The organism is Acidimicrobiia bacterium, from assembly GCA_040289475.1.
GTDB lineage: Bacteria > Actinomycetota > Acidimicrobiia > ATN3 > PSLF01 > PSLF01.
In genome coordinates, this window is record PSLF01000002.1 from 107,332 (window position 1) to 128,402 (window position 21,071).

The 21,071-nt window shown below is 53.9% G+C and carries 21 protein-coding genes; 15 read left to right on the plus strand and 6 right to left on the minus strand.

Annotation, left to right across the window (positions count from 1 at the left end):
* Window positions 1-72 precede the first annotated feature (72 nt).
* Window positions 73-915 (minus strand): oxidoreductase, encoded by an 843-nt coding sequence (locus tag C4318_02000; GenBank protein ID MER3453917.1) that lies wholly within the window; start codon window positions 913-915, stop codon window positions 73-75.
* On the minus strand, window positions 891-2,357 hold the full coding sequence (locus tag C4318_02005) for a cysteine--tRNA ligase (GenBank protein ID MER3453918.1): 1,467 nt from the start codon (window positions 2,355-2,357) through the stop codon (window positions 891-893). Before C4318_02005 ends, C4318_02000 begins: the two co-directional genes overlap by 25 nt.
* A gap of 23 nt (window positions 2,358-2,380) precedes the next feature.
* Here C4318_02005 and C4318_02010 point away from each other — a divergent pair, with 23 nt between their 5' ends.
* The 4 genes from C4318_02010 (at window position 2,381) to C4318_02025 (ending at window position 4,920) form a co-directional block, all read left to right on the plus strand.
* Complete coding sequence (locus tag C4318_02010) at window positions 2,381-2,821, plus strand: aromatic compound degradation protein PaaI (GenBank protein ID MER3453919.1); 441 nt, start codon at window positions 2,381-2,383, stop codon at window positions 2,819-2,821.
* Window positions 2,822-2,845: 24 nt separating this feature from the next.
* On the plus strand, window positions 2,846-4,273 hold the full coding sequence (locus C4318_02015) for a hypothetical protein (GenBank protein ID MER3453920.1): 1,428 nt from the start codon (window positions 2,846-2,848) through the stop codon (window positions 4,271-4,273).
* 68 nt (window positions 4,274-4,341) lie between these two features.
* Entirely contained in the window at window positions 4,342-4,710 is a 369-nt protein-coding gene (locus C4318_02020; GenBank protein MER3453921.1) for a hypothetical protein, read from the plus strand.
* A 3-nt stretch (window positions 4,711-4,713) separates the two neighbouring features.
* On the plus strand, window positions 4,714-4,920 hold the full coding sequence (locus tag C4318_02025; protein MER3453922.1) for a hypothetical protein: 207 nt from the start codon (window positions 4,714-4,716) through the stop codon (window positions 4,918-4,920).
* Between the two features lie 41 nt (window positions 4,921-4,961).
* Here C4318_02025 and C4318_02030 read toward each other — a convergent pair whose 3' ends face one another.
* Window positions 4,962-5,168 carry a hypothetical protein gene (locus C4318_02030; GenBank protein ID MER3453923.1) on the minus strand — a complete coding sequence of 69 codons (207 nt, stop codon included), beginning with the start codon at window positions 5,166-5,168 and terminating at the stop codon, window positions 4,962-4,964.
* Between the two features lie 208 nt (window positions 5,169-5,376).
* Between C4318_02030 and C4318_02035 the strand changes: the two genes are divergently transcribed.
* From C4318_02035 to C4318_02045, 3 genes are read left to right on the plus strand one after another with little or no spacing between them, the layout of a single operon-like run.
* The gene (locus C4318_02035) at window positions 5,377-5,571 is read left to right on the plus strand and encodes a thiamine biosynthesis protein ThiS (GenBank protein MER3453924.1); all 195 of its coding nucleotides are present in this window, start codon (window positions 5,377-5,379) and stop codon (window positions 5,569-5,571) included.
* 28 nt (window positions 5,572-5,599) lie between these two features.
* The gene (locus tag C4318_02040; protein ID MER3453925.1) at window positions 5,600-6,613 is read left to right on the plus strand and encodes a tRNA(Ile)-lysidine synthetase; all 1,014 of its coding nucleotides are present in this window, start codon (window positions 5,600-5,602) and stop codon (window positions 6,611-6,613) included.
* On the plus strand, window positions 6,559-7,434 hold the full coding sequence (locus C4318_02045) for an SAM-dependent methyltransferase (GenBank protein ID MER3453926.1): 876 nt from the start codon (window positions 6,559-6,561) through the stop codon (window positions 7,432-7,434). The genes C4318_02040 and C4318_02045 overlap by 55 nt, the downstream gene beginning before the upstream one ends.
* Here the strand turns inward: C4318_02045 and C4318_02050 are convergent.
* Complete coding sequence (locus C4318_02050; GenBank protein MER3453927.1) at window positions 7,421-7,654, minus strand: ferredoxin; 234 nt, start codon at window positions 7,652-7,654, stop codon at window positions 7,421-7,423. The genes C4318_02045 and C4318_02050 overlap by 14 nt on opposite strands.
* 445 nt (window positions 7,655-8,099) lie before the next feature.
* On the opposite strand from C4318_02050, the gene arc reads away from it, so the two are divergent.
* From arc to prcA, 5 genes are all read left to right on the plus strand, one after another.
* Window positions 8,100-9,833 carry a proteasome ATPase gene (gene arc, locus C4318_02055; GenBank protein MER3453928.1) on the plus strand — a complete coding sequence of 578 codons (1,734 nt, stop codon included), beginning with the start codon at window positions 8,100-8,102 and terminating at the stop codon, window positions 9,831-9,833.
* A 59-nt stretch (window positions 9,834-9,892) separates the two neighbouring features.
* Entirely contained in the window at window positions 9,893-11,374 is a 1,482-nt protein-coding gene (locus C4318_02060; GenBank protein ID MER3453929.1) for a proteasome accessory factor PafA2, read from the plus strand.
* A gap of 114 nt (window positions 11,375-11,488) precedes the next feature.
* Window positions 11,489-11,683 (plus strand): ubiquitin-like protein Pup, encoded by a 195-nt coding sequence (locus tag C4318_02065; GenBank protein ID MER3453930.1) that lies wholly within the window; start codon window positions 11,489-11,491, stop codon window positions 11,681-11,683.
* A gap of 133 nt (window positions 11,684-11,816) precedes the next feature.
* Window positions 11,817-12,638, plus strand: a complete 822-nt coding sequence (gene prcB / locus C4318_02070; GenBank protein MER3453931.1) for a proteasome subunit beta — start codon at window positions 11,817-11,819, stop codon at window positions 12,636-12,638.
* A 13-nt stretch (window positions 12,639-12,651) separates the two neighbouring features.
* A complete protein-coding gene (gene prcA, locus C4318_02075) occupies window positions 12,652-13,353 on the plus strand; it encodes a proteasome subunit alpha (GenBank protein MER3453932.1) in 702 nt (233 codons plus the stop codon).
* A gap of 15 nt (window positions 13,354-13,368) precedes the next feature.
* Here prcA and C4318_02080 read toward each other — a convergent pair whose 3' ends face one another.
* Window positions 13,369-13,743: a hypothetical protein gene (locus C4318_02080; protein ID MER3453933.1), complete on the minus strand. Its 375-nt coding sequence runs from the start codon at window positions 13,741-13,743 to the stop codon at window positions 13,369-13,371.
* Window positions 13,744-13,809: 66 nt separating this feature from the next.
* Between C4318_02080 and pafA the strand changes: the two genes are divergently transcribed.
* From pafA to C4318_02095, 3 genes are all read left to right on the plus strand, one after another.
* Window positions 13,810-15,165 carry a Pup--protein ligase gene (pafA, locus tag C4318_02085; GenBank protein MER3453934.1) on the plus strand — a complete coding sequence of 452 codons (1,356 nt, stop codon included), beginning with the start codon at window positions 13,810-13,812 and terminating at the stop codon, window positions 15,163-15,165.
* A 167-nt stretch (window positions 15,166-15,332) separates the two neighbouring features.
* The gene (locus C4318_02090; GenBank protein ID MER3453935.1) at window positions 15,333-17,426 is read left to right on the plus strand and encodes a hypothetical protein; all 2,094 of its coding nucleotides are present in this window, start codon (window positions 15,333-15,335) and stop codon (window positions 17,424-17,426) included.
* Entirely contained in the window at window positions 17,423-18,910 is a 1,488-nt protein-coding gene (locus C4318_02095; protein ID MER3453936.1) for a hypothetical protein, read from the plus strand. Before C4318_02090 ends, C4318_02095 begins: the two co-directional genes overlap by 4 nt.
* A 48-nt stretch (window positions 18,911-18,958) precedes the next feature.
* On the opposite strand, the gene C4318_02100 is transcribed toward C4318_02095, so the two are convergent.
* The gene (locus C4318_02100) at window positions 18,959-20,977 is read right to left on the minus strand and encodes a hypothetical protein (GenBank protein MER3453937.1); all 2,019 of its coding nucleotides are present in this window, start codon (window positions 20,975-20,977) and stop codon (window positions 18,959-18,961) included.
* Between the last annotated feature and the right edge of the window lie 94 nt (window positions 20,978-21,071).

Here is a 21,071-nt window from a genome sequence, read left to right on the forward strand (position 1 = left end):
CCGCAGAGATTCAGGGACCTTTCGACTTTCGGCGGGACTTTTCGACAGAGACGCCTTCAACTGTGGCACTTTTTATTTCACCTGCCTGACCGCTGGCACACTATCTACGTCTAGGCGTTCAGCTAGTAGCTCCGCTATGTGCCTAAATGACATTTCAGATCCTTGTGTTCGGAGCGAGGTGATATCGAGCGCTTGTCTCTCGTCTCGGGCGGTTTCGCTTTCTGAACCCGAAAAAGATCTAAGAGATGCAGAGAGATGCAAAAGGCAGGGCGCGTCTCCCCCAGAAGCTAGAGGAGCTGCTCTCATCAAGGACTCTGCTTTGTCTAAGCCGATTCGAATGGCGACTTCGGGGAGCATCTGACTGAAGACCCCACCGAATCCACAGCACATCTCTTTGCTGTCGCACTCTACGACTTGGTATCCGGCTCTACTAAGAAGAGCGCGCGCCTGCCGTCCTAAGCCTAACTCTCGCAGGCCGTGGCAAGAATCGTGGTAAGTAACCGTCATCGGCGTAGGTGCAACCTTCAAAAAGGGGATCTTTAGAGGCTCCAAAAACTCGGTTAGTTCAAAGACTCTCCCTGCAACGGCGATAGCCCGTTGTTTATAGGGTTCTTTCCGGAACAGCTTAGGCCATACCTTGCGAATCATCGCGGCGCACGATCCTGACGGCGTCACGATAGGACCGCTCCAAGCCCAAAGCGCCGCTAGGGCCCCTTTGGCAACTCGGCGTGCTTCTCTGACTCGACCGGCCGAGTAAGCGGGTTGGCCACAGCAAGAGTACAAAGCTACGCTATCGGCTTCTAAGCCAGCTGCACTAAGCAAAGACAGAGTTGATCTCACTAGGGCAGGACATGCAACAGTAGAAACGCAAGTTGGGAATACGCCAACTGTCAAAGCTTTTTCTTTGTTCTCCACACTGTCCCCTTTGGGGTGTCTGTTAGCTGAATACCGTGGGATTCGAGTTCGTTACGTATTCTGTCGGCTGTCTGGAAATCTCTTCTTTCACGCGCAGCCTGTCTTTGTGAAATAAGCGATCGTATCTCCGAATCGGTGATGTCTTGTCTATGACCTTCACCTGCGGCTTGAAACTTTTCACGAGCAAAAGGAACGAGTCCTATTCCCAACGCCCGGTCCCATCGGAGTGCTAGAGAAACTTTCTCTGAACGGTCGAGGTTGGCGTCCTCTAGCATTCGGTGAACGATCTCAAGCGCTCGAGGGGTGTCCAGGTCATCCCAGACGGCTTCGGTAAATCGCGCCTCGTACTCGACTGCCATGGGAGAAAGCTCACAAGTGTCAATACTTTCTTGATTCAGGGAAGTCTCCGATGCCGCTTCTTCAAATCGATCGCGCAGCCGAGTCAACGCTCTGGCAGCCGCACCGAGAGCATCCCAAGAGAAGTTGAGCTGCTTGCGATACCTGGCTGTTAGGCAGAGGTACCTAAAGGCAAGCGGATCAATTCCGCGTTCGCAAATTTGTACGGCTCTCAAATCGTTGAATTTAGATTTTGCCATTTTATGTCCACCCATCGACAGATGGGCTCCGTGCACCCAGGTTTTCACAACATGCTTTCCTGTGACGCCTACGGTCTGCGCGATCTCGTCCTCGTGGTGTGGAAAGATAAGATCCTGCCCTCCTGCGTGAATGTCTATTCTCTCTCCCAGATGATGAAGAGACATTGCCGAGCATTCTATGTGCCAGCCCGGAAACCCTTCTCCCCAGGGGCTGTCGAATTTGACGAGACGCCGGGGAGTTGCTTTCCGCCACAGCAAGAAGTCTTCGGGGTGCCGCTTGTTTGGGTCATAGCTATAGCCTCTATGGCCCGCTCGGAGGGCATCGAGTGTATTGCCGCTCAGCTTTCCGTACTCAGGGAGGGTGGTGACGTCAAAGTAGACATTGCCTCCAGATAGATAAGCGTGGCCTCTATCCAACAACTTCTGTATTACCTGGATCATCTGAGGAATGTGCTCGGAGGCTTTCGGATACAAGTCGGCTTTTGTAATTCCTATCGCGGCGATGTCTTCGAAAAAGGCGGCTTCATAGAAGTGTGCAATTTCTGCGGGTGATTTTCCTTCGGAGTCGGCTGCTAGTAGGATCTTGTCTTCGCCTCGCTCGAATACTTCGTCGGCCAGATGCCCAACATCAGTGATGTTCATAACGTGGTAAACGTCGAACCCTGCATAGCGGGCTGCCCGCACAACGAGATCGGAAAGGAGGAAGGTTCTCAAGTTTCCGATGTGAACGTACCGGTACACTGTAGGGCCACACGAATAGATGTGCAGAGTTCGCGAGTCGTCAGCGGGCCGTAATGACTCGACCGATCTTGTGAGCGTGTTGAATAGGGACATCCCCTTCGCCATCGCAAAGGCTTTTACGTAAGAACGTGCACACTGGAAAAGAATCTGTTGGAGACAGGATTATGGTCAAACTAAAAGTACCGCCGAACTGTGATGTAACTTTCGGGTTTGAGCTGTTAGAAAAAGGACCGGGATCCACGGTGTGGCGCTGGGTGCCCGACGAGAGATGGGAAAACCCCGCTGGGGTGATCCAAGGGGGAAGCATCTGTGCTTTCGCTGACACTGTAATGGCTTCGACCGTCGTTACAGCTCTACAAGGTGAGAAAGCGCTGGTGTACACAGCCGAAGCTAAGGTTTCGTTTTTTCGCGCGGTCAAGCCGGGCGAAGAGCTAACCGGTCATGGCGAAGTGGTCCATAAAGGACGGCGGATCGCTTTTGCAGAGGCCAAAATATCCGACTCCGCGGGGCGCGTGGTTGCGAAGGCCTCTAGCACTTGGGCGATTACCCCACGGGATTCATCTTCCTAAATCGATCTTTCTAAAACGAAGAACATGACTCGAAGAATCTATGCGCTCGGTGGGGTCCTGGCTGCGATCGTGTCGTGTCTGAGCGCCGCAGCTGGCTTTATCGAGGCATCGCCGTGGTTAGTGCCGAAGGTGACGCAAAGTACCTATTCATACGAAGTTCCAAAATATTCCCTTCCTTCGATATCCATTGAACGTGAAGTCGCGGGCGATTTGCGCGCTATAGTCGCGTCTGCGGCCAGAGTCGAACAGGCGGTCAATGCAGAGACTCGCCTGTCCTTACCCCCTGATGGACTGAAGGATTTTTACTGCACATTGGTGGCAACCGAAGGCGGCCTTCCCCTATTTGCGGCTGGAACGAACCGTCCTCTGCACATCGCGTCGGTTTCGAAGTTATTCACTACTACTGCGGCACTACTCGCCCTCGGTCCCGAGTGGCGTTTTGAGACAAAGCTCTTCCTTTCCCAAGACGTTCGAGATGGCGGGCACGCTGAATCCGCCTATCTAGTAGGCAGCGGGGACCCCTACCTGGTATCAGCAGAGTTCGAGGAGTTTTGGCGCAATCAGGTGCCAGGGGGTCCTGTGACTCGGTTAGAAGAGCTGGCCGATGATATCGCTCGTTCCGGAGTCCGAAGCATTTCTACCTTGTATGCCGACTCCTCTTTATATGACGAGCTTCCATATCCTTTTGGAATTTCCCAGGAGCTAATCGAACAGCGTGTCCTACCTCCGGTCTCGGCGCTGGCGGTCGACCGTAACTTGGTTCGGTGGGAAAAGGAGAGGCAAGCGGCGGTATTTGCATCCGATCCCGCATATAACGCTGTAGCGAGGTTAGCGGCTGCGCTAAGCCGCCGAGGAATTGCCATCCGGAAGTTGGAAAAGGCACCTCTACGAAACAACGCTTCGTACGCTCGGGTGTTTGCAGTGAAGTCTGCTCCCCTACGAGAATTGGTGAAATTCGTCAATGCTCACTCGGACAACTTTGCTGCTGAGATGTTGGCTAAGCGAGTAGCGGCGACAGAAAAGGTGCCTGGCAGTTGGAGTGGTTTTTGGCCTCGAGCAAAGCAGCTACTCTCGGACATCGGTGCAGCGCTCGAGAATACGCGACTTGACGAAGGATCCGGCCTGACAGGGAATTTCTCTACTTGTGGCGACGTAACATCGCTGCTGGTGGCAGCTCGCTCGGGGCCGCTTGGAGAGTTCGTCGTAAAAAGCTTGGCCACTCCTAAGGGACCTGGAACCCTAACAGGCCGCTTCGATGGAGTTTCCGGAGCTGAAAGGGTAGAAGCAAAAACCGGAAGCCTGCGGATGGTATCAGCGCTAGCTGGTTTCGTAGAAGCAACAAACGGGTCTGCTGTAGTCTTTAGCGTAATATCCAATGGTTCCGATGCGCCAAGAGCTCATAAAGAGCTAGAAGACCCGCTTGTAGAGAAGCTTATTGCATCTACAAACTGATGATCGCCGTACATATTTTCCAAGGGGTTTCATGCTGGATCGGAAGCCGAGCAGGAAATTGCTAGGAGATGGCGGCGGGGAACGAGCACACAACAGTGCACACCCTGTCCGGAGGAGAAGGCGTGACTAAAGAAAAAACTTCCATGGGTACTCAAACCGCAGTAGAAGAGCTGTATGAGCTCACGAAGAAATATGTGCGCCAAGAGACGATAGATCCGCTTCGCTCACTCGCTCGCCGGCTCGGTTACGGAGCTTTGGGAGCGGTGTGTGTAGGGGTCGGCTGTATCTTGGTGGCGACAGCCATTCTCCGTCTGGTCCCTCGGCATCTGAACTTTGCTTCGAGGGGGTTGGCAAGCTCGCTCGTGTACTTCGCAGTAGCTTTGGTGTTACTGGGATTTGTGAGAACTTCTTGGAAAATCATGATGAAGAAGGGATAAAAGATGTCAGAACCGCGGGTGACCAGAGAGGATCTCGAAGCCAAAGTTAGGGAAATTCAAGAGAGCCTGGGCGCTGCTGCCGAGACTGCAAAGAGGTCGACGGTTCCCCTACTCGTGGCAGTAATCCTTGTAGTTCTCGGCTTTACTTACTTTTTGGGCAGGCGGTCAGCGAAGCGAAAGCCAGTCGTCGTCGAGGTACTACGAGGTTGATTCTGCGGGCTGCGTGCGAGGATCGCATCGTGATTTTGCTTTCAGCTACCCAGGATGCTGCCTGAATTCGCCGCTATTTTTATAGTTTCACCTTCTTTGAGCTTGCGTCTGTAAATCACCTGTCTTTTTCGATTTCTTACGAGACGGAGCGCTATCCAGAAGCCTGCAGAGATTATGAGAAAGGGGATTTTCTCGCTCGCACCTCTGAATAAGGCTGCATCAACTTGGCGAAAGAACAATCGTTTCATCGGGAGAGCGCTCCAAAATCACGATTCAACGGGGATCGATGCTGCGACATCTCAGAAAGAGTAACGTTACTCTCAGTGTTGTATCGATTCATCTCGAACCACCCAGAACTTTCGCGATTGAAGGCCCGCGAGAAGATACGTTAGTCGGTGCATCATAGGCTAGGGAATTGGTGGTTGCAGGGGGATTGTGGGGAAGGGGCCCTTAGAGGTGAAGGTGAGGTTGAGAAACCCCGATAGGACTGAAGTTATAGAAGGCTCCGCAAAAGTCAGGGATATTCTCGAAAAACTCGGAATTCACCCGGATTCGGTAATTGTCATAAGGGGTGAAGAGCTTCTGACAAAGGACGACCGTGTCGGACCGGACGACGAGATTGAGGTTCGTCCGGTTGTATCTGGCGGTTAGGAGTGGCTGTAGGAGATCTAAATTAGCGGTGCGTTGCAAGTCGTGTAGGGAAAAAGCTGTCATAGAGATCGCGCGACACAACGCTGCATATTGCAGGGAGTGCTTCTTTCGTTATTGCCGCCGTCAAGTCGAGCGCGCAATCGAGGGTCTCGACATGATGAGCCATGCGGACCGTGTTTTAGTGGCTGTTTCGGGCGGCAAAGATAGTCTCGCTCTCTGGGACATTCTCACCGATTTGGAGTATTCAGCAGACGCAGTGTACTTGGACCTGGGAATCGGGACATATTCCGAGCGATCGAGGGATATTGCCCAAAAATACGCCGACACGAAAGGGTTGAAACTTCACACCGTTTCTATTCGTGAAGAGCACGGATTCGGAATTCCGGAAGGCTCCAAGGCCGCCAATAGGCCGACATGTAGCCTATGCGGCATGTCCAAGCGGCATTTGCTAAACAAATTTGCCTATGAACACGGTTATGACGTGCTGGCGACCGGGCACAATTTGGACGACGAAGCAGCTACGCTTCTCGCCAACCTTGTTCGTTGGGATGCTGAATACCTCAGAAGGCAGTGGCCGGTCCTGCCAGCCAGGCCGGGCTTTGTCAGGAAGGTTAAGCCCCTCATCCGTCTCCAGGAGCGAGAGACAGCCGCGTACTGCGTACTGTCTGGGATCGAATACGTTGTCGAAGAGTGCCCATTGGTAGTCGGCAACACTCAGCTCGAGTACAAAGAAGCATTGAATGTTTTGGAAAGACGCTCTCCCGGGACCAAGGCTCGCTTAGTATTAGGATTTCTCAACTCGGGACATAATCTGTTGGTCGTGGCTAATAAGGATGATAGAAACGCAGGCGATGCCGAATTGGGAGCATGCGTGCGGTGTGGCTCGCCTACCCCTATCCGCAGAAAAGCCACTACAGAGACGGCATCGGAGGACGGCGTCAAAGAGGATAGCTTAAGACAAAATCCCGGGCCTTCGTCTCACCTTGTTTGTGCGTTCTGTCGCGAGTCGCAAAAAATCGCCTTGACTATATCGCGCCGTTGAGCCAAGGGGGTCTGACTCTGAGATCGGCGGACACTTTCTCGGAGGGAGATCTATGCCTTCTCGTAGACAGGCGGGGACGAAAGTATCTTCTGGAGCTAGTTCAAGGCGCTGTATTCGGCACACATACGGGCATTGTCCGGCACGAGGATCTAATTGGTTCTGCTGTGGGCACGTGGTTGACTACAGCGGGTGGATCTAGCTTTCTAGCAATCAGACCGCGCCCGCTCGATTACGTTTTGAAAATGCGTCGCTTGGCTCAGGTTGTGTACCCAAAGGATTTTGGAGCTATTTTGTGGCGACTCGGCATCAGACCGGGGTTTCGAGTGCTCGAAGTGGGACTCGGCTCTGGATCTCTGAGCATAGCGTTACTGTTAGCAGTGGGAGATAAAGGTCGCGTGGTAAGCCTTGATATTAGGAAGGATCATGCACAACGAGCCATACACAACGTGAGCCGATTCTTCGACGGGGCATGCGAACCGCACTCGGTTGTAGTCGGCGATGCTGGGTCTTGTCTGAGGGGCTCCGCAAAGTTCGATGCGGCGGTTGTCGATGTCCCAGAACCATGGGCGGTTCTCGAGCCGGTTACCTCACTTCTTCGCCCGGGTTGCTTCGTGGCATGCTTTAGCCCGTCGGCTCTCCAAGTCCGGGAAACAGCGGACGCCTTGGAATCACTGGGATACGCAATGATAGACGTAGTAGAGGTACTAGAGAGGTCTTGGTACGTAAGAGGTAAGGCGGTACGGCCCGATCATAGAATGGTGGCGCACACAGGCTTTCTGACCGTAGGCTGTAAGGCCCGTCCAGCCTTTATGGCTCGATGAAAATGCACTCCCCTGGGCACTCTTCGGCGGCTTCTATTACCGACTCTTCTAGACCTTCGGGGACCTGTGCTAGAGATTCTGCACCACCTGGATCGGACAGAACCTTGCCATTCTCTTTCACGTAGGCTAAGCCGTCATCTAAAAGCGTGAATACATCAGGACAAATCTCTTCGCAAAGACCGTCGCCGGTGCATAGGTCTTGGTCTATCCAGACTTTCATGCTCGGTCTACCTCTCTCCTCTGCTCTCCTGGAAGCATCCTAAGTAGGAAGCCCTCTTTCTTACACAACCTTACACAACTTAAAACCTAATGAGTGCTGTAGTTCATGTCAATTTTCATGACGAATCCCGCGAAATTTCTGATCTGCCACATAGCAAAGGTATCGAAAGCCGTGCTCGCTTGCCACATAGCAAAGGTATCGAAAGCCGTGCTCGATCAGTAGGGGTTGTGATTAGTAGCATCGATCTCGCCCATCAAGCCATGCAATGCTGTAGGTAAGCGGCGCCACCGCCGAAGTTAGTAGAGAGCCTAAATGCTTACTCGGTTATCGAGTGCTGTGTACACTGAGCAGGTGAACCGCCGGGATGCCATCTGCGAAGCATATAAGGAGGCGGTAGATGGCAGGGGACTCGGCCAATGCCCGCTAGGAGGCATATGGAGGGGCCATGAATCCTCCGGACGATTACAGAGATAACGAGTTCGGCGGAGTCCATGGCACCCGCGGATCGGGCGGGGCGCCACGGTCCGATGGGTATGACCCCGCGTACGCTAGGATTCGCGAGCTTGAGCGGCGGCTTTCTGAGCTCAAAAGAGAAGCATCGCTACAGGCCGAACAAAACGAGAAGCTTTCGAAAACACTAAGAGAAGCACGTGCTCAGATCGCCGCCCTCAAGGAAGAGCTTGACAAGCTCACCAGTCCACCCTCAAGCTACGGGATTTTCCTGGGATCTTCAGACGACAAGACGGCCGATGTTCACGTCGCGGGGCGGAAGTTCCGAGTCGGAGTTGGCCCTGGCATAGACGTCAAGAAGCTCGTAGCTGGCCAGGAGGTCCTTCTCAACGAGGCCATGAACCTGGTTGGAGCGAGGGCTCTAGAGCCTCAGGGCGAGGTTGTCACAGTGAAAGAGGTTCTACAAGACGGGCGCTTGCTGGTGCTCGGTACCGGCGATGAGGAGCGGGTGTTAGCGGTCTCGGGTTTTCTGGCCATGGAGCAGCTTCGCGCTGGGGACCTTGTACGAGTGGATACAAAGAGCGGGCTGGCCTTAGAGAGGATGAAGCGACCCGAGGTCGAAGAACTCATACTAGAAGAGGTACCTGACGTAACTTATGCAGACATAGGGGGCCTTAGCTCGCAAATCGAAGCCATTCAAGACGCTGTGGAGTTGCCTTTCCTATACCCGGACCTTTTCCAGCGTTACAATCTGCCTGCGCCCAAGGGAGTGTTACTTTACGGTCCTCCAGGTTGCGGCAAAACACTCATCGCCAAGGCGGTCGCCAACAGCCTCGCTAGGAAGGTTGCTGAGCGGACAGGTGCGCGCAACGCCAAGAGCTATTTCTTGAATATCAAAGGACCCGAGTTGTTGAACAAGTACGTCGGGGAGACCGAGCGCCAGATCCGGCTGATTTTTCAACGAGCTCGCGAGAAGAGCGCCGAAGGTGTCCCCGTAATCGTGTTCTTCGATGAGATGGACTCTTTGTTTCGTATGAGAGGTTCCGGGATCAGCTCTGACATTGAAAACACGATAGTTCCACAGCTGCTCTCTGAGATAGATGGTGTCGAGTCGTTGAAGAACGTGATCGTTGTGGGTGCTTCTAACAGAGAGGATCTTATTGATCCAGCGATCCTGCGCCCGGGTCGCCTCGATGTAAAAATCAAGATCGAGCGGCCTAACGAGGTAGCTGCCAAGGAGATCCTTGGCAAGTACTTGGACGAGAGCATACCGATTCACGCTAAAGAGCTAGAACAGGAGGGAGGCGACAAGGCTGCGGTGATAGCTCACATGATCGAGGCGACCGTGGCCGAGATGTATGCTGAGTCCGACGAGAACAGGTTTCTGGAGGTAACCTACGCCAACGGAGACAAAGAAACGTTGTACTTCAAGGATTTTGCCTCTGGAGCGATGATCGAAAACATTGTACGGCGCGCTAAAAAAGAGGCAATCAAGCGGCATATCGAGACTCGGGAAGAGGGATTGAGAACCGACGATCTTCTTCTAGCGATCCGCCAAGAGTTTCGGGAGCATGAGGACCTTCCCAATACGACCAATCCAGACGACTGGGCAAAGATTTCTGGGAAGAAGGGCGAGAGGATCGTTTACGTTCGCACGCTTGTCGGAGAAGGGGAGCCAGGCAAAGGCGGCCGTTCGATCGAGCGGATCAACACAGGTCAATACCTCTGAGTCCCGATGCGGCTGGGTTTCGGGATGGATTTTCTCCTTTAGCTCGTGGATGGTGATAGGTGGCACTTCCAAAAGTTTTCGGAGTAGAAACCGAGTATGGAATCATCGTGAAAGGCGACGAGCGGCTGAATCCGGTGGCCGCCTCCACCTTGGTGGTTTCTTCTTACAGAGATCTCCTCTCTAAGTCGGCCGAGTGGGACTTTGACGACGAACACCCCGAGCGAGATGCCCGAGGGTTCGTAATGCCTCCGGACAAAGCACCGACAGTCGAGCCGTCGCTCACCAATGTCGTCCTGCCCAACGGGGCCCGGCTATACGTTGACCATGCCCATCCCGAGTACTCGACTCCTGAGTGCTCCGATCCTCTCGAATTAGTAGCCCATGATGCCGCAGGTGTGTTGGTCATGAGAAAGGCTGTCGCGAGACTAGAAGCGACCATGGACGACGGCCAGACTCTGCGTCTATATAAGAACAATTCGGATGGCAAGGGAAACAGCTACGGATGCCACGAGAACTACCTTGTTTCTCGGGATGTCCCCTTCGAGGATCTAGCCGAGAAGCTCGTCCCCTACTTTGTGAGCAGGCAGGTTATCTGTGGCGCGGGAAAAGTGGGAGCCGAGAACGGTACAGAGGAGGCACATTTTCAGATCTCCCAGCGGGCCGATTTCTTTGAGGAGCTGATCGGCTTGGAGACGACTATTCGCAGGCCAATCATCAACACCCGGGATGAGCCACATGCAGATCCGTCGCTCTACCGGAGGCTTCATGTGATAGTGGGCGACGCAAACATGTCACAGTTTGCGAATTTCGTCAAAATTGGAGCGACGGCTCTCGTGATTTTGATGATCGAAGACGGGTTTATTCAGAAGGATTTATCTCTTGATGACCCGGTCTCTGCTCTTCGAGCCGTCAGTCGTGATCTCACATGTAGACGCCCGCTAAGGAGGTCGGACGGGACCACGATCACTCCCGTCGAGCTTCAGTGGAACTACTACGAGCTGGCGGAGAAGTGGCGTGAAGGTCACGACCATCCAGCCTGGACTCCTCGAGTTTTAGACGCGTGGCGCCAGGCTCTCGAAGGCCTGGAGTCCGACCCTTTTTCATTGTCTGATCGCCTCGACTGGGTGGCGAAGCTTCGAGTTATTGAGTCGTACCGAGAGAGTCGAGGTCTGGATTGGAAAGATTCCAAGGTGGCTATGATCGACTTGCAATACCACGACATACGGGAAGATCGTGGGATTTATTGGAAGCTAGAGCAGTCGGGCGCTATCAAGCGGATGGTTGGCGATGAAACAATAAAAGGCGCGGAGCTCAATCCCCCCGAGACCACGCGCGCTTATTTTAGAGGGCGAGCAATTCAGCACTTTGGGCGGGCGATTGTCTCTGCTAACTGGGATAGTGTGGTGGTCGACTCTGGGAAGGCCACTCTCAAGCGCATCCCAATGATGAATCCGCACAAAGGAACCAAGTCTGCCGTTGGGCAGCTTTTTCAGCAAGCCTCTGATGCCGAGCATCTCATAGAGCTGTTGTCGGAGGGATGACCAGAGACGGTCTGGGAGGGCTCCAGAGGGCGTATTTGCTCTAGAAAGTTCGGGGGCGGCTGTAGAATCAAGGTGCCGCTCGCCTTGCGAGTTATACGTGGGGAGGCCGTTAGCATGGACCGAGAACGCCAGCAAAAGAAGCTTTCCAAACCTCAGGGAGGCGGCAACGACCCAGACGCGGGGCTTGTCATTGACACAAAAGAAACCCTCAAAAAAGAGACCGACGAGCTTCTGGATGAGATTGATGAGCTTCTCGAGGAAAACGCAGAGGAGTTCGTCAGGAACTACATTCAAAAAGGCGGCGAGTAGTAACCGTTTTGCTCCAGTTAGCCTTGCGATCTTTCAGCAGTGTGTGCTCCATGGAAGGCGCTGCTGCGTTGCGTAAGCTAGACACTAAAAATCCGATCCCGTGAGCATCCGACGCGCGTACGACTTTGAAAAGCTGACCGCAGCGGATCCCGCCGCCAGCTTCGTCTCGTTCCTGCGCAGCTTGGACCATACGGGCTCAGGGGTCGGTTTCGCTCCAACCGTCGCAACCACGCTTGGCTCGCGCGTGAGTTCCTCCGGGAATTCTAAGCTTCTGGCAAGCGAGACACCATCTGTTCTCGCGGGCACCACTGTTCTCGCTCTGAGGTACAAGAGCGGCGTCGTTCTAGCCGGAGACAGGAGAGCGACCGAGGGCTCCTTTATCGCTCACCGGTACATTGAAAAAGTTCATCAAACCGACTCGCACTCCGCCGTGGCAGTCGCGGGAGCGGCAGGGCCTGCCCTCGAGATTGTGCGGCTGTTCCAGACTGAGCTTGAGCATTACGAGAAGGTTCAGGGGACGAGACTTTCCCTTCCTGGTCAGGCCAATCGGCTGGCAGCGCTAATTCGTGGCCATTTTGAGTTGGCGCTTCGAGGTCTCGTAGTTGTTCCCGTGTTCGCAGGATTCGATGATTCGACCCGAACCGGGCGCATATTCAAGTACGACGTGACAGGAGGTAGGTACGAGGAGCGGGAGTTCCACGCCGAGGGGTCGGGAGGCAAACTAGCCCGTAGCTTTATAAAACAGGGGTTTCGAGTTTCGATGAGCGCAGACGACGCGATAGAGGTCGCCTTAGCGGCTTTGTACGAGGCGGCGGACGAAGACGCCGGAACGGGTGGACCAGATCTTGCGCGCGGCATCTATCCCACGATTGCCACCATAGACGCAGGTGGCTTCAAACGACTAGAGGACTCGGACGTAGCCAAGCGATTCAAAGCAATAATCAAGAAGTCTTGAGCGAGGACGAAAGGTGACCTTTCCGTTTTACGTGTCGCCAGAGCAGCTAACCAAAGACAAGGCCGAGTTCGCTCGAAAAGGGATCGCTAGAGGACGATCCCTCGTGGCCTTAGGGTACAAGGACGGAATTCTGATCGCTGCTGAGAACCCTTCTCGTGCGCTTCGCAAGATAAGCGAGGTATACGACCGCATCGCTTTCGCGGCGGTAGGAAGGTACAACGAGTTCGAGGCTTTGCGAGTGATGGGAATACGACTGGCTGACATGACCGGGTACTCGAATTCTCGTGAGGATGTCAATGGACGGGCGTTGGCGAATGTTTACGCTCAGCAACTTGGAACAATATTTACGACCGAACCTAAACCATACGAAGTGGAATTGCTTCTCGCCGAAATCGGCGATACGCCCGACAAGGACAGCATCTATCACGTTCTATACGACGGCTCGCTGCAGGACGAAAAGGGATATGCCGTCATTGGCGGCAACGCAGAACTTGTCGCATCCGAGCTGGAGGAAAAATACCAAGACGGCCAGGATCTTCAAGGTGCACTGAGAATCGCAGCCCGAGCTCTTGACAAGGGGGATACTTCGCGCAAGCTCGATGGCTCCGATCTCGAGGTTGCAGTACTCGATAGGACGGTGAATACGCATAGGAAATTCAGGCGGCTTAGGCCAGACGAGATCGCGTCGCTATTGGGAGATGTGCTCTCTAAGTAGGAGAGAAACTAACGATCAGTCGGGTATTCGTGTCAAGAACACAGTGTACCTGGAGAAGTCCACGAAGTTTACAAGGTCCTCCTCTGCTTTTTTGGCCTCCGGCGACTGGATGGCAGTTTGGACGTCGGCCAGGGTTTCGAACCACATCTCGACTACTCCGTCGAATGGAGGTTCTCCCTCAGGCGCTACCAGTGCCTCGAACCACTCAAAACGCTTGACCCCGGGCACTGCTCGCGCCAGTGGCTGGTTGTGCTCGATCCAATACCCCATAAAGGCTTTGTGCGACAAGTCCTTTCGTCGGGGAAGCAGAAGTATTGCTTTATACAAGGTATCTCCTGAGTCCAAAGCTTCCAAGGGGATGCCTTGACGGCAGTTAGCATTATTTTGCAATTAGCACGATTAGCCGAAAGGCTTTAGAGATAGATCTGGTCTCGGATAGTTTCAAGAGAGGCCACCTTGGAGCGCCGAATCTTCGGCCTGGAAAATGAGTACGGAGTCACGTGTATGCTGCGGGGCCAGCGGCGGCTGAGCCCCGACGAGGTTGCGCGGTATTTGTTCAGACGAGTCGTGTCTTGGGGCCGCTCTTCTAACGTGTTTCTCGAGAATGGCTCCCGTCTTTATCTTGACGTTGGGTCTCACCCGGAGTACGCAACTCCCGAGTGCGACTCCATTTATGACCTGGTAGCCCACGACAAAGCCGGCGAGAGAATTCTCGAGCACCTACATGTAACTGCCGAAGCTCGCCTTTCGGAAGAGGGTGTGCGGGGCCAGATATTCATTTTCAAGAACAACACTGACTCTGCTGGAAACAGCTATGGGTGTCACGAAAATTATCTAATGAGCAGGCATGGCGAATTTCAGCGGTACGCAGACAGCTTGATTCCTTTTCTGGTTAGCAGGCAGATCTTTGCAGGGGCAGGAAAGGTTCTTCAGACTGCCAGGGGTGCCATCTATTGCATAAGCCAGCGAGCAGAACACATTTGGGAGGGAGTGTCTTCGGCCACGACTAGGAGTCGGCCGATAATCAACACTCGAGATGAACCACACGCAGACGCCGAACGGTACCGTCGTCTCCACGTCATCGTCGGTGACTCCAACATGTCTGAGTATGCGACGTTTCTGAAGGTTGCATCTACGAGCATCGTATTGCGGATGTTGGAAAACAACTTCCCGATGAGGGAATTGACCCTCGAGAACCCCATCAGAGCTATAAGAGAAATCAGTCACGATCTCACGCTGACTAAAAAGGTCCGATTGGCTAACGGGTGGGAAGCCACTGCACTTCAGATTCAGCAAGAGTACTTCGAGCGGGCGTCCCGCTTTATAGAACTAAAAGGAGGAGATCCGGCCGAAGAGCACGCGATGCAAATGTGGGAACACTGCCTTATCCAACTCGAAAACGATCCGTTGAAGTTGTCTAGAGAGGTCGACTGGGTTACGAAGTACAACATCATTTCTGATTACCGACGCAGGACCGGCATTCCTCTGTCTCATCCCCGGATATCCCTTTTGGATTTGGCTTACCATGATGTGAGTCGCAAGCGTGGTATCTACAACCTCTTAGCGCGTAAGGGGCTTGTTGATCGTCTGGTAGCAGACCACGACATTGATAACGCGGTCTTTGAGCCACCGCAGACAACACGTGCAAGGCTTAGGGGAGAATTCATCAGGCGGGCGAAGGAGCGCCGTAGGGACTTCACGGTCGACTGGGTACATCTCAAACTCAACGATCAGGCACAGCGAACGGTTCTTTGCAAGGATCCCTTCAGGTCACACGACGAACGTGTAGAGCGCCTTATCAACTCCCTCTGAATGTCGAGGGGTGTGTAGCGGTATAAAGAGAATGAGGCTTGAATTGAGCGTGCGTTCCCGATCTTTCGGCTATCGCCGCCTTGTTCAAATTGTCCTAGTTGATAGAGGTTTTTAGCAGCTTGCTTATTGCTGTGTGCTGCAGGGTCTAAAAGCTTGGAGGTACGCCGTTGGCGAACAAAGCTGAGCGCCTCCTCAACCTATTGGCGATTCTGAGGGAGACAGGCCGCCCACTTACGGCAGGGGAGATCCGGGAGCGGGTTCCTGGCTACCCCGACTCAGATACTGCGTTCAAGAGATCATTCGAACGTGACAAGGCTGCGTTGAGAGAAATCGGGATCGAGGTAGAGAGCGTGGCGGTGCCTTCCGCTCCGGAAGGAGTGGGATATAGGGCTAATGAACTACGAAAACGCCTCGAGGACCCTGCTTTTTCGCCGGAGGAAAAGGCTGCAATGGCTGTGGCTCTTGGAGCTATTTCGGTTCTAGGTGGAGAAGACTCGGACGGAAATGCCGATCTAGCTCATGACTTGGTATATGGCGCGGTAAAAATTGGGTTCCACCCAGAGCCCGAGGTGGCGGCCGAAGCAACGGCGTACCTGAGGGTGCCGGCTGAGCGTTTGTCGACTCTCGTTGAGGCGATGCTGGAGGAACGAGTCGTAGAGTTCGAGTACGAAAAGGCCGATGGGTCGGTGCGCAAGAGAAAAGTGGAGCCTCACGGTATCCGCTGCGTAAAAAAGAACTGGTATTTGGCTGCCAGAGAGTTGGGCGATGAAACGCTCAAGGCATTTCGAATCGACCGCATCCGCTCTCCCATAAAGAAGAGTTCTCAACAGAGACTATTCAAAGTACAAAGCACTGCTGAGGTAGATCGAGTATTGCGAGGAGCACCGTGGGAGATAGGTGGAGGAAAACGGCGTTGTGCAAAAGTTGCGGTCGAAGCATCTAGGGCTAGCCTGGCCCAGCGTATTTTGGGTACCGAGGCAGACAGTGAAGACGAGTCGGGTCGTCACGTATTTGAGGTCACCTATACCAACCCTGAGCCGCTTTTGGAAGCGGTGTGCGGATTCAGGGAACAAGCAGAGATTCTAAGTCCTTATGAATTGAGGTCGCAGATGAAAGACAGACTTCTCGCTTCAAAAGCACGACTGGAGGAGTCTTCAAAGAATCCCGCGGCCGATAAGGCCGTGGAGTTAGCCGCCTCTGTTAGCGCCAAGATTGCGGCTTCTAACGCTGAGGGGGTTCGGGCAGGTGGGTCGGGTAGTCGGAGTAGCAAGCCACGGGAGGAGGCTGCGAATAGGGCAAGACGCCTCGTGAACATAGTGCCATGGCTGATCCGACACCCTGGCGCCTCGATCGACGAGGTCGCCGGCGTGTTCAAGGTAGAAAAGGAGGCACTTATCAAAGACTTGACTATGGTGACGCTCACGGGAATCTACCCTTATCTTCCACACAACCTTGTCGATGTGTCGTGGAGCGACGGGCGCGTACTTGTACGATCGGCCGACTACCTGGAGAGCTTTGCGAACCTGACTAGCGAAGAGGCGGTCGTGCTGTACTCCGCTCTGAGAGCGGCAGCCAGACTTCCTGGTCTCTCGGACTCTGCCGAGTTGCACTCTGGCATCGAAAAGCTTGCTAAAGCATTAGGTATCGAAGATTCGGGAATGGACATTCTTCCTGAGCGAACTGCCGAAGAAGCATTGGAGCTTTTGAGAAAGGCCATCAGTGGGCGGGAGACCGTAGATCTCGAATATGTGTCTTATTCTTCTGAGATTGAGTCTAGAAGGAAGGTGGACCCACTCCGTCTGTTCGTCTACGAAGGAAGGTGGTACCTAGAGGCGTACTGCCACTTATCTCAAGAAGAACGGATTTTCAGAGTTTCTCGCATAACTAATGCACAGCTTACGGGAAAACAGTTCAAGGCCAGGGGCGTTTCGCCTTTGCGCGGGCAGAAAGGGTTTGGAGAAAGTGCCGGCGGTCGCGGTCCAGGAGATACGGGATGGAAGATAGAGGGGATCAATGTAGAGGTTGTCATGGCGCCCGAGGTGTCCTCCTGGTTCACGCGCGCCTACCCCCTGGAATATAGCGTCCAGCTAGACAACGGCTGGTCGCTAGTGAAATTCAAGGCATCGAGTCGCAATTGGGCGATCAGGGTTCTGTTCGGTATCGCCGACCGGATAGTGGTGCTTTCTCCGGATTATCTCCGCTTGGAGCTCATAGAGTCCGTAAATCGCGCCCTAGCTCTCTACGGTGCTTCTTCAAGATGAAACTTTACACCCTTTTTGAGAAGAGCCTGGATATCAAGGTTCTGTCGAGAGATAACAGGCGATATGAGTACTTATTCTTCGATGTTCCTACAGGACTGACCATCTTGGAGGTGTGCTACAGAGTCGACGGTGATGCACGCGTGGATCTGGGATTGTTTGAGGAGACGTCGTCTTCGAGTCGTCCCAAAATTTCCTCGTTTCGAGGCTGGAGTGGAAGTGACCGGCGCTGCGTGGTGGCAGGCCGAGAATTGTCGACTCCTGGGTATGTCTGTAGGCCCATTAATCAGGGCCGGTGGGCGATCGCACTTGGGTTTCCCGACGAAGGAAAAGAGGTCCACGTACACGTAGAGGTGCGGGCGTCGTCTTCGGAAGAAGTCATCGCCGGTCTGGATGCCCCTATTTTGAAAGGCGGAATAGCCGACCTGCCAGCGGACTTAGAAGCGGCGAGAGACGCGGTGCAGAAGATACCGGGAGTGCCGATTTATAGAGAACTGCCGGGCCACCGCTTAGGGATGTTGTGCGGGGACTTTCATACACACAGCTGGCACTCCGGTGATGCAAAAACACCTGTCGTCGAGATGGTCGCTGCTGCAGAAACCCGGCGTATGGACTTTTTGGCTATTACCGATCACAACACCAACGCGCACTGGGCAGAGATCGATGCTGTTCAGCCGTACACATCTGTTGCCCTCATCAAAGGACAGGAAGTAACTACTTACTACGGACACTTCAACGCGTTCCTCCCAGGAAGGCTTGTGGATTTCAGAATCGAAAACGACAAAGATCTCTCCGATGCTCTAGAGGAAATGGACCACTCCTCAGGACTCCTCTCAATCAACCACCCAAAAGCTATCGGACCCCAATGGAAGCTTTCGTATCACGAGAGGTTCGACGCACTTGAGGCATGGCAAGCCCCGTGGCTGTGGTTCAATAACGAGTCGACGCGGAAGTGGGAGGAACTCCTACGCTGCGGAAGGCGTATCACCGCCATCGGAGGATCGGATGTTCACGATCTCAGAGCGATGCCGGTTCACCAATATGGATGTCCCGCAACCTGGGTGTACTCGCCCAGTGATCGAAGCCCTAGTGGAATCTTGGAAGCTGTACGGAGGGGGGCGGTCTCGGTTACAGCTACACCGGACTCTGCGATCGTGGTGTTGGAGCGTCGAGTTGGCAATGATTCCTCCGAGGGATGGATACCTGCTATGGGTTGGGAGATATCTGCCGAAGAAAGCTTGAGAGCCCGAGTCCTAGGGGGGCTAGGTAGACTCGTGTTGCGCGTTGTAGGCCAGAACGGTCGTGCGAAAGAGTGGATTTGCGTAGACGGTGATGGGGAGTTCTTACTGGAGAACCCTGCAGAATTCGGAGAGTGGCTTCGCCTAGAAGCATGGGGGAAAGGTGTCTATATTCCCGGACCGTTCGGACTTTCCGAGTCAACTCTTGTGTCGTTTAGCAATCCTGTCTTTATAGCGATCGATCGATGATTCACTGAGACTGTTACAGCCACTGATACCAGGCGGCTCGGGGTGAAATTATCCGCTGGCTAATGGAATCGCAAAAGTGAAAGTCGAGCCCCGGCCTAGCTGACTTTCGACCCATATTTGCCCCCCATGAGCCTCTACTAGTTTTTTACAGATGTATAACCCAATGCCTGTGCCGCCATGGCTGCGGGTGCTTGTGGAGTCGATCTGGCCGAAGCGTTGAAACAGTTTTGGCACGTCTCCGGAGTAAATACCAATTCCTCGGTCCGTTACCGCAATATGGGCTGAGTCCTCCACCCGCTTTAGGGAAACGGAGACTGCGTCCTCCGAGTACTTCATGGCGTTGTCCACCAGGTGTGCCAGAATCTGTTCGATTTTGGTGCGATCCACAGATGCCGTCAGCTTGTTGTGCGGAGAATCAAAGACAATCGTTCTGGAGGGGTATTGACTGCGCAAGTTTTTGATCGTCTTTTTGAGGTAGTCGACGAGATCTACTGTTTCAAGGTACAGCGGAGGCCTCTGCTGCTCTATAGCCGACACGAATAAAAGATCTTCGATCAAACGTTCCAGGCGAAGAGTCGCAGTGTCGATCGCTTCGACAGATTCTCTACGCTTTGATTGGGGCAGTTTGTCTCCCTTGGAGATTAGTAGTCGCGTATACCCCTTTATCAACGTGAGGGGAGTTCTTAACTCGTGCCCAATCACCGATACGAAGTCGGCTTTCATCTGCTGCAACTCTCGTTGCTCTGTGATGTCATCCATCACCAAAAGTTTTCCCGTAACCTCGCCCGACTCTCCACGCAGTTGAACCGCACGGGCTTTAAACGTCCGAGGGTTTGGCTTCGATATCGTCACCTCAATTGTCCCGTTGCCAGAGAGCAGGAGGTCTTCTAGCTCTCTCGGGCGAATTCGTCCCCTAACTGGTGCCCCAATGTCGAACGGGCCTGCCAAACTGAACAACTCCTGTGCTGTAGCGTTGACCGCAATGAATCGGTCGTTGTTGTCCACGACTATGATTGGATTCCTTATCGAAAAGATGATCGAGGAGAGCTCTGCTCTTCGGTCCTCAAGCTCTTGATAGAGGAGGGCGTTGCGCAGAGCTAGTCCGGCTTGGTAAGCAAAGCTCGACAGTAACGGAATTTCCCCGCTTGCAGGGATGCGTGCAGGGGGTAGCAATGCCACCATCAGTCCGGCGTTTGACCCTTCTCCTCTTAGAGGAACGAGCAAGGGAACCATGCCGGTTCTAGAAAGTGGCTTGAAGACCGGGTCGTCTTGAGGCTTGAGCACTAGGCGGGGCGCGTTCTCTCCCAGAACCGAGCGAAACTCTTCTCGCTCCATCGTCTCGGCGACGAGCTCCTTCTGAACGCCCTCAAAGATGCCGAGCTGCAGAACTCCCGTTCTCGTGTCGAATAAGGCGATGAAACCACCTTTGGATCCAAACAGATCCGAAGACATCTTGAGAACGTTTGCGAGAAGCGCGTCGATTTTTAGCTCAGTAGTTAGTTCTTTGGAAGTCTCACTGAATAGGCGCAGCTCGCGATCCCGGGCCTCAAGCTCCGACCGAAGATTTGTGAGTCGAATGGCAATACTTACCTGGTCCGCGAAGAGTTGCGCGAATTGGAGGTCGGTTGGGTTGAGTTGGCGGTGCGAGAACGCTACGAGACTGCCAACGATAGTCGCCCCATCTCTTACAGGAACTCCCAATCCCGATTCGAAGGGTATGGGTCCCGCAGGGAAAAACGGGCTCAAAAGATCAGGTGTAGGCGCTAATACCGGCTGCCCTGTAGAGAGAAGCCTCGCAGCCATTACCGATGCATCGACAAATCCCGCAGGCCTGGCCTCGTGCCTGCCAGCTAGCCGCAGAGCACCCTCAGAAATGTCAGCCATCCAGAGCTGGACAGCCTGGGCTCCGATCCCCTCAGCAAGATCTGCTAGAAGCGTTTTAATGACCGACTCGGGCCTAGTGGTCGAAGACAGTGCGCGGGCGGCCCTCAGTACGGCGTCAAGAGGATTGCTCCGTCCGCCGCCGTTAGAATTCGGTTGGGGAGTCGCTCTCCCCGTCGATGTCATAAGCCGATACCTAGCCTGAGTTTCAAGTTGCCGACCCAATTCGGGTTGTCGGCATTTCCAAGTCTCCCCTTGAAGCCAAGAGAGTTGTTCTCAA